The 13,821-nt window shown below is 70.7% G+C and carries 13 protein-coding genes and 2 pseudogenes; 7 read left to right on the top strand and 8 right to left on the bottom strand.

The window, feature by feature from the left end; all coding sequences use genetic code 11:
* Positions 1 to 482 precede the first annotated feature (482 nt).
* The gene (locus ABD858_RS36250; RefSeq protein WP_345045304.1) at positions 483 to 1,313 is read right to left on the bottom strand and encodes a glycoside hydrolase domain-containing protein; all 831 of its coding nucleotides are present in this window, start codon (positions 1,311 to 1,313) and stop codon (positions 483 to 485) included.
* A gap of 555 nt (positions 1,314 to 1,868) precedes the next feature.
* Complete coding sequence (locus ABD858_RS36245; protein WP_345045892.1) at positions 1,869 to 2,633, bottom strand: MBL fold metallo-hydrolase; 765 nt, start codon at positions 2,631 to 2,633, stop codon at positions 1,869 to 1,871.
* A 30-nt stretch (positions 2,634 to 2,663) separates the two neighbouring features.
* Here ABD858_RS36245 and ABD858_RS36240 point away from each other — a divergent pair, with 30 nt between their 5' ends.
* The 6 genes and pseudogenes from ABD858_RS36240 to ABD858_RS37120 form a co-directional block, all read left to right on the top strand.
* The gene (locus ABD858_RS36240) at positions 2,664 to 2,906 is read left to right on the top strand and encodes a hypothetical protein (protein WP_345045891.1); all 243 of its coding nucleotides are present in this window, start codon (positions 2,664 to 2,666) and stop codon (positions 2,904 to 2,906) included.
* Positions 2,903 to 3,427: a hypothetical protein gene (locus ABD858_RS36235; protein WP_345045890.1), complete on the top strand. Its 525-nt coding sequence runs from the start codon at positions 2,903 to 2,905 to the stop codon at positions 3,425 to 3,427. The genes ABD858_RS36240 and ABD858_RS36235 overlap by 4 nt, the downstream gene beginning before the upstream one ends.
* A 256-nt stretch (positions 3,428 to 3,683) precedes the next feature.
* Positions 3,684 to 5,936, top strand: coding sequence for a TerD family protein (locus ABD858_RS36230; RefSeq protein ID WP_345045889.1), 2,253 nt, complete (start codon positions 3,684 to 3,686; stop codon positions 5,934 to 5,936).
* Positions 5,937 to 5,939: 3 nt separating this feature from the next.
* A complete protein-coding gene (locus tag ABD858_RS36225; protein WP_345045887.1) occupies positions 5,940 to 6,383 on the top strand; it encodes a hypothetical protein in 444 nt (147 codons plus the stop codon).
* On the top strand, positions 6,344 to 7,381 hold the full coding sequence (locus tag ABD858_RS36220) for a phosphotransferase family protein (protein WP_345045886.1): 1,038 nt from the start codon (positions 6,344 to 6,346) through the stop codon (positions 7,379 to 7,381). The genes ABD858_RS36225 and ABD858_RS36220 overlap by 40 nt, the downstream gene beginning before the upstream one ends.
* Positions 7,323 to 7,538 (top strand): annotated as a pseudogene (locus tag ABD858_RS37120) (hypothetical protein); the annotation flags it as partial. The gene ABD858_RS36220 and the pseudogene ABD858_RS37120, both read left to right, overlap by 59 nt.
* A gap of 147 nt (positions 7,539 to 7,685) precedes the next feature.
* Here ABD858_RS37120 and ABD858_RS36215 read toward each other — a convergent pair.
* Positions 7,686 to 8,645, bottom strand: a complete 960-nt coding sequence (locus ABD858_RS36215) for a DUF5996 family protein (RefSeq protein WP_345045965.1) — start codon at positions 8,643 to 8,645, stop codon at positions 7,686 to 7,688.
* Positions 8,646 to 9,534: 889 nt separating this feature from the next.
* Here ABD858_RS36215 and ABD858_RS36210 point away from each other — a divergent pair.
* Entirely contained in the window at positions 9,535 to 9,987 is a 453-nt protein-coding gene (locus ABD858_RS36210) for an SRPBCC family protein (protein ID WP_345045885.1), read from the top strand.
* A gap of 380 nt (positions 9,988 to 10,367) precedes the next feature.
* Here the strand turns inward: ABD858_RS36210 and ABD858_RS36205 are convergent, their stop codons facing one another.
* The 5 genes and pseudogenes from ABD858_RS36205 to ABD858_RS36185 all read right to left on the bottom strand — a co-directional run.
* Complete coding sequence (locus ABD858_RS36205; RefSeq protein WP_345045883.1) at positions 10,368 to 11,342, bottom strand: MBL fold metallo-hydrolase; 975 nt, start codon at positions 11,340 to 11,342, stop codon at positions 10,368 to 10,370.
* Entirely contained in the window at positions 11,339 to 11,794 is a 456-nt protein-coding gene (locus ABD858_RS36200; RefSeq protein WP_345045882.1) for a PaaI family thioesterase, read from the bottom strand. The genes ABD858_RS36205 and ABD858_RS36200 overlap by 4 nt, the downstream gene beginning before the upstream one ends.
* A gap of 45 nt (positions 11,795 to 11,839) precedes the next feature.
* Positions 11,840 to 11,995, bottom strand: a complete 156-nt coding sequence (locus ABD858_RS36195; RefSeq protein WP_425586379.1) for a hypothetical protein — start codon at positions 11,993 to 11,995, stop codon at positions 11,840 to 11,842.
* A 362-nt stretch (positions 11,996 to 12,357) separates the two neighbouring features.
* Complete coding sequence (locus ABD858_RS36190; RefSeq protein ID WP_345045972.1) at positions 12,358 to 12,954, bottom strand: hypothetical protein; 597 nt, start codon at positions 12,952 to 12,954, stop codon at positions 12,358 to 12,360.
* A gap of 55 nt (positions 12,955 to 13,009) precedes the next feature.
* A pseudogene (locus tag ABD858_RS36185) lies at positions 13,010 to 13,313 on the bottom strand (IS1380 family transposase); the annotation flags it as partial.
* Positions 13,314 to 13,821 lie beyond the last annotated feature (508 nt).

Below are 13,821 nucleotides of genomic sequence, written 5' to 3'. Positions count from 1 at the left end.
AGCCCCCGCCGGGCCACATCAGCACCCCGAAGAACGGAGCACCCACCATTCAGAGTTACCCCCGCCCCCACCCCACGGGCCGGCCCGGCGAATCACCCACGCCCGGCACTGGATCACCCGGCGCCGTACCGCGCTGCTCTCCAGCGCCCTGCGCGGTGCCGCCTACGCCACCGGCGCCAGCATCGTCGGCCTCGCCTTCTGGTGGATCGAACAGCCTGTGAGCCCGCTGTCGGGCCCCGGCCGCGGCGGCGGTCCTCCTGCAGCTGCCAGGGGTGGCGGGCAGGCGGTCGGCGAGGGACAGCGCGCCCCCGATCGCGGACCCGGAGGCCGGGCCGGTGCGGCCGACGTCTTTCCGCCCAGTGCCCTGACGGGACAACCCGGCGGATCCAGGGCACGAGAACGGCGCAGTGGGCACGGCTGCGCGCGCATGGCCAGGACGGGGATCAGACGGATTCGAATGCTGCCGTTCCAGAGACTGCTGGTCAGCCGATGATGGCGACTGGGGCGTCCCAGGCGTTGCGGTCGACGTTGATGGTGTAACCGCCGCGGGTCTCTTTGCTGTTGGCCTTGTACTGGTGGCCGCGGCTGTGGTCGGTGTACAGCTTCGGGTCCCAGGGCCAGTCCTTGGTGGTGGTCTCCTGGCCGTTCCACAGGGCGTACCAGAGGTTGCCGGGCAGGTCCGTGCGGTCCTTGGCGGTGGCGATCGCCTTGGCGCTGGAGCTGCTGAAGCCGTAGAGGCCGGCGCGGTAGGTCTTTGTGCGCAGGGTCTTGGTGAAGGACCTCACGTAGGTGAGGGTGGCGTCGTTGCACGCCTTGTTCGTGGTGTCGTACGACTCCATGTTGAGGTAGATCGGGCTGCCGGTCTTCATGCCGAGCGCCGACGCCTTGGCGATCGCGTCGTTGGCGTTGCTGACCCCGACCGAGGCCGCGGTGGCGGCGGTGAACCTTTCCTTGTTCCCGCTCTGCTGGCACGGCGGCTGGGCGCCGACGTACAGGGGGATGACCCGCCAGCCGAGCGTGTCGACCGACTTCACCCAGGACTTCGTCAGGTTGGGCTGGGCGCAGCCGCGGTTCTTGCCGCCGATGTAGACGGCGACACCGCTGTAGTAGCCGTCCTTCTTCCACGCCGTCATCGCGCTGAGCGAGGGCGCCGTGCACGCGTCGAACGCCCGGCCCGTGTAGGTCTTCTGAGTCGGCCACGTCGTAGCGGCCATCGAAGTCTGCGCCGCGACCCCGGCGCCGGCAACGACGGCGACACCCGTCGTCGCCAAGGCTATGTAGCGACCTCGTCTGGACAGCCGGTGCTTCGCCATTTCCCACCCCATCTGATACTCGGCCCCGGGGCCCCGGGGCCAGCCCACTCTATCCGGAGGCGGCGAGCCCGCAGCGGCCGCCAGGTTCGACCCCACGCAGGCTCTTTTCGGGCATTGGGGCGCATCATCGCGCCACGGCGTTGCCGCGTGTCACGTCCGGCGCGTAGCGGGGGCCGACGTGCGGTCGTTCGGGCCCGCCGACCCCTTGCCGGAGTACAAGGGCGAAACTGCGGCCGGCCGTCAGCCGCAGTCGGGTCCGTTTGCGCGGCCTTCGACGAGCACACAGTCATCGTTTCCCCCCGTGAGCGCTCCGTCGACTCACAGTTGATGGCTTGCTGCAAGATCCGGGCTAGGAGGAGCCGGGACGCCCACGTTCCGAATAGGGCCAGGTCCGCAGTCTGGGCTGAGAGCCGAAGGTAAACGACCCGACCGGCTCTGGTGCCACTGCAGGCACCCAGTAGATGCCGCCGAGGAGGTCTCCCGGGGGGACCGCCATCGAGCCGACCAGCTTGGTCAGGGTGTCGATCCGGCAGACCCGCCAGGGACCCCCGGGCCCTACCGCCCTTGGGCCTGCTCCAGGTTCGACCGGTGGGGGCCGAAGAGCCAGTCCGCATGCGGCCCCAGACGCGCGTCGACCGGTTCCTCCCCTCGCCGGAGCGCGTCGATGTAGGCATGATCGGCGGCGAGGCGGGCCGCCACCTCGGGACCTTCGGCAACGGCGCCGTGGCCGGGGACCACGACATCGACGTGCCCGGCGGCCTCACCCAGCCGGTCGAGCGCGGCCTCGTAGGCTCCCACCTGATCGTCTTGGCGAAAGTCGAAGAGCGGGATCAGGACGTCGGAGAGCATGTCGCCGGCGAGCAGGACGCCACGGTCCGCGAGGAGGACCGCGGCGTGGCCGACAGCGTGCGCCTGATGCTCAATGGTCTCGCCCGGCACCGGTCCGCCGTCCGCTGGCAGCGGGGTGACTAGCGCGACTAGGTCAAGAGGGATGCCGGACGCGCTCTCCGCCGCCATCGCCTGCGCCCGCTCTCGGGCTTGACTGGCAACGTGGGCGGCGGCGGGGGTGGCGTAGCGCGGCACGTCGCCGAACCGGGGATGCCAGAGCAGGTGGTCCCAGTGGGGATGGGTGGAGAACCCGGCGACCACCGGAATGCCGAGCCGGTCCACGTCATCGGCGAGTTGGTTCAACTCGGAGCCATCAATGCCGGGATCGATCAGGATCAACCCGTCCTCCCCGCGCACCACGATGGAATTGGTCCAGGCCCACTCGCTCTGCCGGACCCAGACGCCGTCGGCCACCTGATTCAGCTTGCCCATCTCCACTCCAATACGCCGCCCTAGCCACTGATGTCCGCCTTCGAGGCCGACGGCTGGGCCAGAGCCCAGGCGATGCCTGCCAAAGAAGAGATCCGCCGCGTCCGCCGCCTCATCGACCGCGTCCAGGCCGACCTCGGCGACCTCACACCCGAAGACCGCGCCCAGATTGAGCAGGCCATCACCCTCGTACGCCGCAGCCGCACCGTCATGATCGGCATACCCCGCGTCGGCCAGCCCCTGCCCGACATCCGACCCCCAAGGACCCTGTTGTGACCACCGCGATGAACGACGGCCGCCACGCCGGCACCGACCGACGCCGGGCTCGCGTGCAAGCCGCCGTTACCGCCGCCGTGCGGGCCGGCACTCCGCTGACTGCCGCCGCCATCGCCCGCGCCGCGAGTGTCGACCGGACCTTCCTCTACCGCCGCCGTGACCTGCTCGATCTCGTGCACACCGCCGCCCGCGAACCCCCGGGACCGAAACCGGTAAACGGACCGGCCGTCAGCCGATCCTCACTGCAGACCGACCTCACCAACGCGTGCGCCCGGGCCGCCCGCCTCGCCGCCCGCGTCCAGCAACTGGGGCACCACCTCCCCCGGCGTCTCGGAGACCAGGCGTGGCGCGAGTCCGGACTCGGAGCCCCGACCGACGTCGTCGAGCTCCAGGCCACGACCACCCGCCTCGAGCAGAGCAACACCGAGCTGACCCGTCACCTGGAGGACCGGCGGGCCGAACTCGACGCGACGCGCGCCGCCAACCGGGAGCTGACCAGGGCGCTCAACCAGCGCGGATAGCGCTGTGCACGCCAGTGCGCGGCGGCTCGTTCCCCATGAACGCGGGCGGGAGTCGTGGTTCTGGGTCCCTGCGGTTACCGATGACGTCGGTGTAGCCGTGTCCGGCGATTTCTTCTCCTGGGAACGTCGCTCGCCGATCAGCCGGGGGCCATCTCAATGGCCCCCGGACATCGGCCCCTTCGGCATGCCGTCGCCCGTCCTCGGAATCCGCCGGAATCCATCGACCGCGGATGGAGGCCGGTGCCAGGATGCCGGTATGACGATCATCATCAAGGGGGCCAACACCCCGCTGCCCGGAGGCCCCTTCCGCATCACCGTGGCCCGCGAGTCCCGGCCGGGCACCCCCCTGGTGGCCGCCACGGCGGTACTGCTGGACGCGGCGGGCCGGGTCCGCGGTGAAGCCGACGTGGTCCGCGGGGACCGGCCCTCGCACCCCTCGGGCGCCGTACGGCACATGGGCGGGGCGACGGAGGACGGGCTCCTCGTCCAGCGGCTGGAGGTGGACGAGAAGGCGGTGGAGCCCGCCGTACAGCGGGTGCTGATCGCCGTCCTCGCCGCGGGCGGGACGTTCGGCACGACCGCCGGGCTGTCCGTGGAGGTGGCCGGCGGCGAGGGGCCGCCGGTGGCGCGGTACGAGGTCACAGACGCCGGCGGGGAGACCGCGCTGGTGCTCGGCGAGTGCTACCGCCGCAACGGGGCCTGGCGCTTCCGCGCCGTGGGCCAGGGCTACAGCGCCGGACCGGCCGCGCTCGCCGCCGACTACGGCATACCCGCGGAGGCCCTTCCGACCGCGCCGGTGCCGGGCCCCGCGATGACCGAGGTCCACAAGGAGGCCGCCCCGCCCCCGGACGTGATCCCGGGCCTGACCACGGGCAAAACCGTCCCGGGTGGGGCCCCGGCGGCGGCCGGCCCCGGCCAGGCGCCGGCCGGGGGCCGCCAGAAGGCAGGCGGGAGCCCGGCCGCGAGTCCCGCCCCGGCCGTGGCCCGGGGCGTGCCCGCGAGCGGGGCCCAGGTGGCAGCCCAAGCGGCGTCCCTGGCGAAGGTACCGGGCCCGGCAGCCGGGTCGGAGCAGGGGTCGGTGCCCGTCCCCGCGGGCGAGGTGTTCCACGAGGTGCACGGCGAAGGAGACCAGGTCCTCTCCTTCGGCCGGCCGGCCCTGAAGGGCCCGCTGATCATCGAGATGTCGGTGGCCGGCAGCGGCCGCTTCACCGTCGCCACCCTCAACCACGAGGACGCGCAGGACCAGGTCCTCTTCGACACCACCGCCCCGGTCCGGGAGGCCCGGGTCCTGGCCGTCCGCGGTAAGCGCGCCCTGCGGCTGCGCGTCGAGGCGGCAGGCGCCTGGACCCTGCGGGTGCTGTCGCTCGGTGCCGCGCGCCAACTGGACGGCACCGTCTCCGGCACCGGCCCGGACGTACTCCTGCACGGCGGCCCGGCCGCCGACCTGACCCTGAGCCACCACGGACCGCGGTCCGCCCGCTTCGAGGCGGCCACGGCCCGACTCGACCGCGTGGAGCCGGCGCAGCGGAAGCCGCTGGCCGACGACGACGGCCGGGGCGAGGCCACCCACCCGGTCCCGGCCGGACCGCTGCTGGTGCTCGTGTCGGCGGAGGCCGACTGGACCGCCGAGCTGACGCCCGCGCCGGGACACCACCGCACCCCGGAGGAGGCCGAGCGGGCCCGCGCCCGGTCCCTGACCACCGGCGTCTACGAGGGGCGCGGCACGCTGGAACTGACCGTGGTGAACCCGGAGCCCGGCCGGCCTGCGGTGGTGGAGTTCGAGCGGACCCGGGTGCCCAAGCGGCACAGCTGGTTCTGGATCTGGCGGCTCGACGAGAAGGGCGAGGTGGACCAGCTGAGCATCTACTCCACCACCAGGGACGCGCGGGGGCAGCTGTTGGCGTTCGCCAAGGGCGAGCCCGAGGTGCGGGTGAGGGTCGAGGGCTCCGGCGACTGGCGGCTCCGGGTCCGTCCGCTCGACACGGTGGAGGCCCTGGGCAAGCGCGCCAAGGGGCGGGGACAGGCCGTGCTGCGCTACGCGGGCCCGCCCGCCCTGATCCGGGCCACGTGCGACGGCTCCGAGGACATCATCAGCTATGTGCACACCGTCCAGCCGGACGGCACCAGCGACAGGGTCGGGCGGATCGGAACCCGGCTGCCGATGACCGGCCCGCTCGCCGTGGGACCCGAGGGCTGGTGCCACGTGGTCGTGAAGCTGGACCACGCGGCCTCGTGGAAGCTGGAGGTACTGCCCCTGGACGACGTCCGCGAGCTGAAGCGAAAGCTGTCCGGCCACGGCTGGGAGCTGGTGGAGATGACCGGTTCCGCCGCAAAGGTGGAGGTCCGGGTCGACCCCGGGGCCGAGTCCGACGGAATAGTGCTGGCCACCATGGACGCGTACCTGCGCCCCGAGCGGCAGCTGTGCCGGGAGCCCGGGGTCTACGTGGTCCCGCCCGGCCTGATCGGGGTCCGCACCTCCGAGAAGTGGAGCCTGAAGGTTCGCCGCTGACCGGTGCGCCCGGCCCCGGCGCGCCGGGTCGGTGACGCTGGCCTCCGCACGGAGCTGGCCCAGGACGAGGTGCAGATCGTCAACACCGAGGGCCTGGGGCTCGCCGTTGCCACGATCACCGGGATCAGCAAGCACGGCGACCGGTACGCCCTCGAAGGCGAACTCCTGCGCGAAGACGCGCGGGCCGGGAAGCCCACCGCCCCCACCGGTCCCGTAACCCCGTCGCCTACTTCTGACCAGCCGCTTTCCCTTCTCGGGTATGAAGGAGCCCCATGGACTTCCGATCCATTCCCCCGTGACCCGCATGCCTTCCAGCAGCCCGTCACCGCCGAGGACATCCAGGCGACCGGTCAGCGCGCCTTCGGGGAGCCGCACGCGTCACCTCCGCTGTGGAGCTCGGCGGCGGCATGTACAACACCACCTACCGGATCACCGTCGACAGCCTGAGGGAGCCGGTCATCCTGCGCATCGCCCCCGCTGGGAGGCAGCAGATCAATTGCGAGCGGGAGCTGATGCGCGACGAGTACGCCACCGTGCCCTACCTGTCCCCCATCGCGGGCATCGTCCCGCGCGTCCTGTTCGCCGACTGGTCGCAGGAGATCACCGGCCGGGACTGGATCGTGCAGAGCCACCTCACGGGTGTGCCCGCCCCTGAACGTCTCCACGCCTACCCCCGCGACCAGTGGCCGGGCTTCTTCGCTCAGCTCGGTGAGATCACGGCACGCGTTCACGCCGTCCACAGCCCGCACTTCGGTCCGGTGGCGGGACCCGGACACCGCACCTGGAGCGCGGCCGTGATCGCCTCCCTCAACGCCATCGCCGGCAACCTGGAGCATCTCGGCCTCGACGCCGCCGACGTACGCAAGGTCGCCGACCTCGCCACCGAACACCACCATGTCCTCGACGAGATCACCGAACCGCGCCTGCTCACCGGTGACTTGTGGACCGTCAACACCATGCTCGACTCCGAGGCACCCGAGCCGGTGATCACGGGAGTCCTCGACCTGGACCGCACGCTCTTCGGCGATCCGGCCGCCGACTGGACCATCCGCATGGCCTGCGCCAAACCGGGGGGCGCCGGACAGCACCCCACCGGCGACACCGTCGACAGGCGAGGGGAGACTTCCTTGGCGTTGCGGACGCTGCGGCCTGTTCACACCGCAGGGCCGCGCCGCAGGCCGTTCCCGTGGCGGCGGCCCGATTCCCTCAGCTCAGCCGGGTCGTGGCGTACGCCTCGATGGCGTCCCGCTGGTAGGCGGCCAGGCCGGCTATCGCGTAGGCGAGTTGGCCGTCCAGCGTCATCTGCGGCGCTACCGAACCGGGCGCGGACACGCTCCCGCCCCAGGACCGAAGCCCCCGTCGGTTCGCGAGGTCACCTCCTGGATCATGACCCACCCCGAACACCTGCGGGACGAGGACGCGGACAAGCTGCACCGTCTGCGTGAGCGCGATCCCGAACTCGACCGGCTCACCGGTCACGTCAAAAAGTTCGCCGCCATGATGACCGGACGCCACGGCGACCGCCTCGAGGACTGGATCGCCGACGCTGAGCAGGACACCCTGGCCCCGCTGGCGTCCTTCGCCCGCAACCTCCGCCGCGGCTTCGACGCTGTCCGCAACGGACTGTCTCTGCCTCACAGTTCCGGAGCCGTCGAGGGCCACATCGGGCGAGCTGGCACGCACCGACGTCTGACCGGGGCGGTGGCCGGGTGGCCGTGCCGACGCGGGGTTCGCGGCTGCTGTTGGGCCTCAGCCGGAGGCCGGGTGGGGTCTGTGGGATCGCAGTTGCGGGTCCGTCACCCCGCCCGGACATGCGAGCGGGTCGATCGGCCATCCGGCGTGTCGGGCACCGGCCTGGTACGCGCTTTCGTAGAAGGCGAGTACGGCGGCACGCGGGTCGGCCTCGGCACGGACCTCGTCGTACGGCAGTACGGCCAGGTGGCTGTTGTTCCGGGCGATCCAGTGTGCCGCTGCGGGCTCGAGCGGCTCCTCGGCCAGGTGCGCCGGCTCCGGAGCGGTGTAGGAGTAGAACGCGGGCTCGGGGAAGGTGTCATCCCCGAACCAGAAGCCGAAGCTGATCACCTCCCGGGAGTACGCCTCCCGGGTGACATGGTCCAGCTGCTGAGGCTGCTCGATGTGACGCTCGGAGAACCGGGTGTGCGCGATGTCGAAGGTGTGCCAGAAGTGGTGCACCGGGCTTACCTTCCCCGAATACCCCGCGGCGAATTCCTCCAGCACCGACGCCACCTGGCTGAGGACCCGCCAGTAGCGGTTGGCCTGCGCGGGCTCGTACGTCGCATGCTCGGCGTCCTCGGCGAACGGCCGGCCGGAGTCGGGCAGGTCGAAGGGCCTGGGCACGTCTAGCCGCACCCGGATGCCCAATGTTGCCAGCGACTCCATGACCGCGTCATGGAAGGAAGCCACGGACTGACCGACGAGCGGAAAGGAGATCTCCCGGCCGTCCAGCGTCGAGACGACCAGCCGATGCGCGACGAAGTCGAAGTCCATCGTGAAGATCGGGTTGCCGTCGACCTGCCCCATCGGGCGAGTCGTGATGCCGCGCCCCGTGAGGTGGAACGGGACATTCCACCAGTGGTTGCGCCGGGCGCTGGCGGCGAGACGGACCTTCCCGACGATCTGCGCGAAGCGCTGGAGCGTCTCCTTGGTGTCACGCCACTCGGCAAGCGGGATCGGCAGGAACAGCTCCATGGTCATCACCCTTCCCTCTGACCTTGCTGAACGGACCCGCACCGTCCGGTAGTCCTGGCACGCCCCGCCCTGTTGTCGGGGTCGCTTGTCACCCTCCGCGGCGTTCCCCGGATCGGGCTGCCCCAGCTTCACCAGACCGGTACGACGGCCTGGCGGACAAGTGCGTACGTCCCAAGGCATCGCTCGGGGCCATGGCGAGGCTCGCACCGTCCTTCCAACAGGAGAACAGTACGGTGACCGCGGGCAACTCACTCGCCATGACACGGCGGCCCTGGAACGATGTACGGGAGCCGATGGTGACCAGAACATCGTCGGCCAGGGTTACCACCCCGTCGGCCAGCTGTACCCCGCGGGTCTGACCGGCAACTGTCGTGATCTCGGCGCCCCTTGTTCCGGCCTGCAGGTCCACGCCGTGGCCCTCTCTGACAGCCTTGACCGAGACGCCCGCTTTGCCGGGTTGGACTGCAAGGGCGAGACAGGAGCAACCCCGGCATGGCCAGCACGACCCTCCGTAGCTCCGGATCGAATCCGGCGACCGCCCGAAGCGGCGGACGTTCTCCGCGGAGCACAAGCTGGGGGTCGTCGCCGAGTACGACGCCGCACCGAGGTTGCGGAATGGAGAAGCAGTCGACGGCCTCGTCCGGGCTCCGGTCCTGTGCCATGCCGGGTGCCCCGACGCCATGCCATGTCGGCGGGTAAGCACGATCGCCTTCGCGGAATCCGTGCCTGAACCCGTTTCAGCCGTCGCCGACAGGTGGGAACGTGCGCGTGCTCCACGCTGCGAGGAGGGCGCCGAAGGCGTCACCCCGGTGGCAACCGATGAGTTTCCGCGCCTGCGGGTGTCTACAGGTGTGACACCCCGACCAAGGGCGAGACCAGGAGACGAGACATGAGCCCTGAGCAGACCACCGCAGCCAACGGCTTCTCCTACACGCTGACCCGAACGTTGGACGCCCCCGTGGTGAAGGTGTGGCGAGCGTGGACCACCGCCGAGCAGTACGCCCGGTGGGCAGGCGCCGCTGCCGAATCCGTCGAGATGGACGTAAGGCCGAGCGGAGCGTGGAAGGCGACGATGGTCACCCCCGACGGCGGACAGTTCCCGCTGACCGGCTCCTATCTCGAGGTCGCCGAGAACCGCCGTCTGGTGGTCGGCATGGACGTACCTGGCAAGCCCGAGCCCGCAGCTATGACCATGGAACTCGACGAGCAGGACGGCCGCCACACGCAGATCGTGCTCCACCAGGCCTGTGGCACCGCTCAGGAACGCGACATGGCCGAGCAGGGCAGCACCATGCTTCTCGACAGCCTGAGCGCCTTCCTGGCCGCCGAGACGAGAGACTGAACACTCTTCGAAGTCACCAGCGGGCCGTGGATCACGGGGCAGTCCGGGGACAAGCCCGGGCCTGCCCCCCGGCCGACCGCCGCCGTGCGATACCGGCCTCGGCACGCAGCCGCAGCAGATGCAGGGGGCGAGATGCCACCGCACGGTGCGACGCCGGGTCCCTGACCGCATGACACGTACCACGCCGCACATTCTCGAACCCACCGCTGCAGCGATGAGGGTGTTGAGGCCGTCGGGCTTGCTCAAGTCGGTCGGAACCGGCCATGCTCCGCCGCACTCCGCGCCGGCCCTCGCCCGGGCAGAGGCGGTGAGGCGACCGTGGCGCAACTCCGCGCGGGCAAAGCGGCCTTGTGGCCGCTCGCCGTCCGGTGCGCCGCGAGTCAGTGCAGCTCCGCTGCCGGCCACGCACGCGGGTACGGGACGCGCAGGGACTCCGCCGGGACCGGGGTGTGTTCGGCGGCTGCGTGGAGGCGGCCGTTGTGCAGGACGACGGCGCCCCTGCGAACCATCGTGTCGATCAGCTCAGCGGCGAGCGCCTCGGGTGTGAGGCAGAGGAGCCGTGCGGCGTCGGTCAGCCACGCCCGCGCGTGCAGGTAGGGCTCGGCCTCGCCGGCCGGGATGCCGCCGCGGATCATCAGGGCGAACGCGAAGATCCGCCGCGCGCCGTACCAGACGGCAGCGTCCGGGTCGTCGACGAGCCGCTGGGCGCGGTGCAGAGCGGTGGCGAGCGCCGCGGCGGGGTCGGTGGGGATCGGGCCGTGCGAGGGGAGCAGCACGCGGGGGGCGAGGTCGGCCATTCGTTTCAGGGAGGCGAGCGCGGTGGCCGCGGCTCCGGGTCCGTCGAGGGCGAGGTTCACCCAGCCAACGTCATAGTCCGACAACGCGTCCCCGACCACGAGGAGTCGCTCGTCCGGCTGCCACAGCGCCAGGTGGCCGGGGGTGTGCCCGGGCGTGCGGATGACCTCCCAGTCGGCGTCGCCGAGGCGGAGGAGTTGTCCGTCGTCGAGCGGCATGTCAACGGTGTACGGGGCGACAGGCTGGTCGAGGTACTCGGCCGCGCAGCAGCCGGGGTCCCTGCGGGAGATGGCGTCGGCTTCCGGGGCTCCGGCTGCGATGCCCGCGCCTCTCGCCTGGAGGAGGGTGTTGCCGCCGACGTGGTCGGAGTGCCAGTGGGTGTTCACCACCAGCGTGACGTTCCCGGTGTGCGCGTGTGCCCAGGCGGCGGTCTGTTCGGCGTGGCCGACGAACCCGCTGTCGACCAGGGCCGGTTGCCGCCCGTGGAGCAGGAGCAGGTTGGCGTCGGGGAACGGCCTGTGCTGCCAGCTCACCCAGGACGGCAGTGGCTGCGAGCTCACTGCTCGGGCCTGTTCACGCGGATCAGCGTCTGCTGTCCGTTGGCGACAAGTTTCCGTCGGCCGTCCTGGACGCCAAACACCTCCAGTTGACACACGGTCAGGGTGCGCCCGGACTTCAGAACGGTCCCGACCGCCTCGATGTGGTCGCCGACGGCAGGCGCAAGCAGGTTGATCTTGTACTCGACGGCGAGCACCTCAGTGTTCTCGGGGAACAGGGTGAAGGCCGCGTAGCCGCCGGCGCTGTCCGCGATGGCGCTGGTGGCTCCGGCGTGGAAGTAGCCGTGCTGCTGGGTCACTTCGGGCCGGCCCGGGAGCACGATGTGCACACGGCCCGGCGCGATGTGGGTTATCCGTGCGCCGAGGTGGCTCATCAGCCCCTGACGGTCGAAGCTCGCCTGGATGCGCTTTTGCACCTCGGGGCTCGCCTGTTCCTGCTGCGTCTGGTCTTCCACGTGCGCTCCTTCGACGGTCATCACGGGCAGGGCAAGGCGGGTCGGTCAGCGGACCAGGCGTTCCACCAGCAGGAACCCGCCGATGACGATCATCATGGCACCGGAGTCGCGGGTGACCGCCCGGGCCGCCGAGGGCCGGGTCTTCAGCACGGTGCGGGCGAGCACGCCGACGGCGAGGTAGACGAGGGCACAGGCCGTCATGTGGAGCGTGCCGAGCAGCCCGGCGGTCGGTGCGCAGGGCTGCGAGGTTCGACCGCCGGGCGGTCTTGCGCCGCGGGCCGCTGCTCCTGGGTGTGAAGGGGAGCAGCTGCTCGGGCGAGGTCGGCTGGTGCGCGGCCGGGTCGTACAGGGGGCGGCCGGTGCGGCGCGCGGTGTGCAGAACGACAGAAGGAGGTGATCGTGCAGCAGTGGCATCCCGGAGCGGACCTGGCAGTGGCGGAAGCGCGCGGTGGCTGCGCAGTGAGTTTCAGCAGCGGTTGTCTGTGAGTTCCAGCATCAGTTGCTGACGTGGAAGTGCCGGATTGTCGCTGAGAAATGGCAGCGGCCGATGTCGGCGTACGGGCTTATGCAGAGAGATCCGGGCTCGGATGCTGGAACGGCAGGGCGCGGACATGGCCGGGTGAGAGGTGCAGCTCGTATGGCAGGCAACAGTCGGAGGAGAGGGTGGCGACCAGTGTCCCGCAGGCGCAGAGCTGGTTCATTCCCCCGTCCGGGGTCGCCCCGCAACAGGCGGCGGAGGCATGCCGAAGCTCCAGGCCGCGGGCGTCGTCCGGGTTAATAACGATGTTGCCTCGCGGCCCCTGGGAGACCAGCGGCTGCCCGTGCACGTTGAAGTACGTCCCGTGGCGTGGCATCGCAGGTTCGGGTACCTCGGCAACGACGAGGGGCGGGCCGTACGGTTCAGTCTCGATCGCGTAGCAGCCCGACGGCACAGTGGCCGGCAACGGTCCCATCTCCTCGGCCTCCCACCACTCGTAGTAGGGAGGCTCGGGTACTGCGGGTAGACGCTTCAGCGGCCCCGCCAGCGCAGCGCCGCAAGAGGCGCACACGAACACTGTGTCCTGAGCCGCGGCATCCTCCGCAATGACAGAGTCAGCTACGACGGCCTGCTCGTGGTCCAGCCGGAGTCTTGCCCGGCCCTGGTTGCGCTGATCTTGCATTGACCAACCGTACAGAGATACGCCGATGCCCAGCAGTCCCATCGGGTGCACAGCAGGCCACCGGGCCGAACACCTCACGCTGGTCGCGCAGCAGAGCCAGGTCGGTGATGCTCTGGCCGCCGTCGGCGAGCATCACTGCCGGATCGGTTGCGATCCGTCCCGGGTCGTGCCCGGTTCCGCGGGGCCGAAGCCGGCGCAGCGCGTCGGTGAAGGCGCCGCTCAGGCCGGTGGCATCGGCGAGATCGGCCAGCAGGCGATCCGGCGTGGTTGACCACCCCGCGACCGTCGGCCGAGACAACGAGCCTGGGACGTAACCCGGTAGTGTGCACGCAGAAAGTGCTTTCCTGCTGTGATGACAGAGACCTTAGACAAGCCTCATCTTCCCAGTTCAGAAGGAACTTTCGCTTTTCCGATCAAGATCCGGACACTGTGGCAACTGAAACGCGCAGGTTAGGTCGTCCGGAGGCATCCGGATGGTGATCCGACGGATCACCATGGACGATGGTGCTCGAACCCCCGACGCAGCGCCAGGTCTCCTGGGTTCGCCTCGGAGATCGGATGATCCGCGATGCCACCGCAAGGTACGTCCGCAGGAAGCCGGCAGGGGCTCGTCAGACGGCGCTTCCCTCGTGCAGTGCCCCCGTGACGGTCGAAGGAGACACCCCGTGGGTCAGGTCCTGTTGGGGTATGCCGGTGCCGACCGGGGGGACTCTTCCCGGTCGGCTTTCGATGTGTATCCGGTCGCGGTCACCGTCGGCACGGCCGGGCACGTCACGCACGGCCTGCGGTGTCAGGGGGTGATCACGTGAGGACTCCCCCCGGGTCCGGCGCCGGCTCGCGCCTGCGGGCGCGTTGGATCCCGACAAG

Source organism: Streptomyces sannanensis (assembly GCF_039536205.1).
GTDB classification, from domain to species: Bacteria; Actinomycetota; Actinomycetes; order Streptomycetales; family Streptomycetaceae; genus Streptomyces; species Streptomyces sannanensis.
This window is presented reverse-complemented; position numbering and strand designations above follow the sequence as displayed.

Bases quoted from the DNA above. Each gene is read 5' to 3' on its own strand.
- ABD858_RS36190 (WP_345045972.1), bottom strand. From the start codon at position 12,954: ATGCAAGATCAGCGCAACCAGGGCCGGGCAAGACTCCGGCTGGACCAC.
- ABD858_RS36230 (WP_345045889.1), top strand. From the start codon at position 3,684: ATGACGATCATCATCAAGGGGGCCAACACCCCGCTGCCCGGAGGCCCC.
- ABD858_RS36195 (WP_425586379.1), bottom strand. From the start codon at position 11,995: ATGACGGCCTGTGCCCTCGTCTACCTCGCCGTCGGCGTGCTCGCCCGC.
- ABD858_RS36220 (WP_345045886.1), top strand. From the start codon at position 6,344: ATGTACAACACCACCTACCGGATCACCGTCGACAGCCTGAGGGAGCCG.
- ABD858_RS36215 (WP_345045965.1), bottom strand. From the start codon at position 8,645: ATGGAGCTGTTCCTGCCGATCCCGCTTGCCGAGTGGCGTGACACCAAG.
- ABD858_RS36245 (WP_345045892.1), bottom strand. From the start codon at position 2,633: ATGGGCAAGCTGAATCAGGTGGCCGACGGCGTCTGGGTCCGGCAGAGC.
- ABD858_RS36240 (WP_345045891.1), top strand. From the start codon at position 2,664: ATGTCCGCCTTCGAGGCCGACGGCTGGGCCAGAGCCCAGGCGATGCCT.
- ABD858_RS36210 (WP_345045885.1), top strand. From the start codon at position 9,535: ATGAGCCCTGAGCAGACCACCGCAGCCAACGGCTTCTCCTACACGCTG.
- ABD858_RS36250 (WP_345045304.1), bottom strand. From the start codon at position 1,313: ATGGCGAAGCACCGGCTGTCCAGACGAGGTCGCTACATAGCCTTGGCG.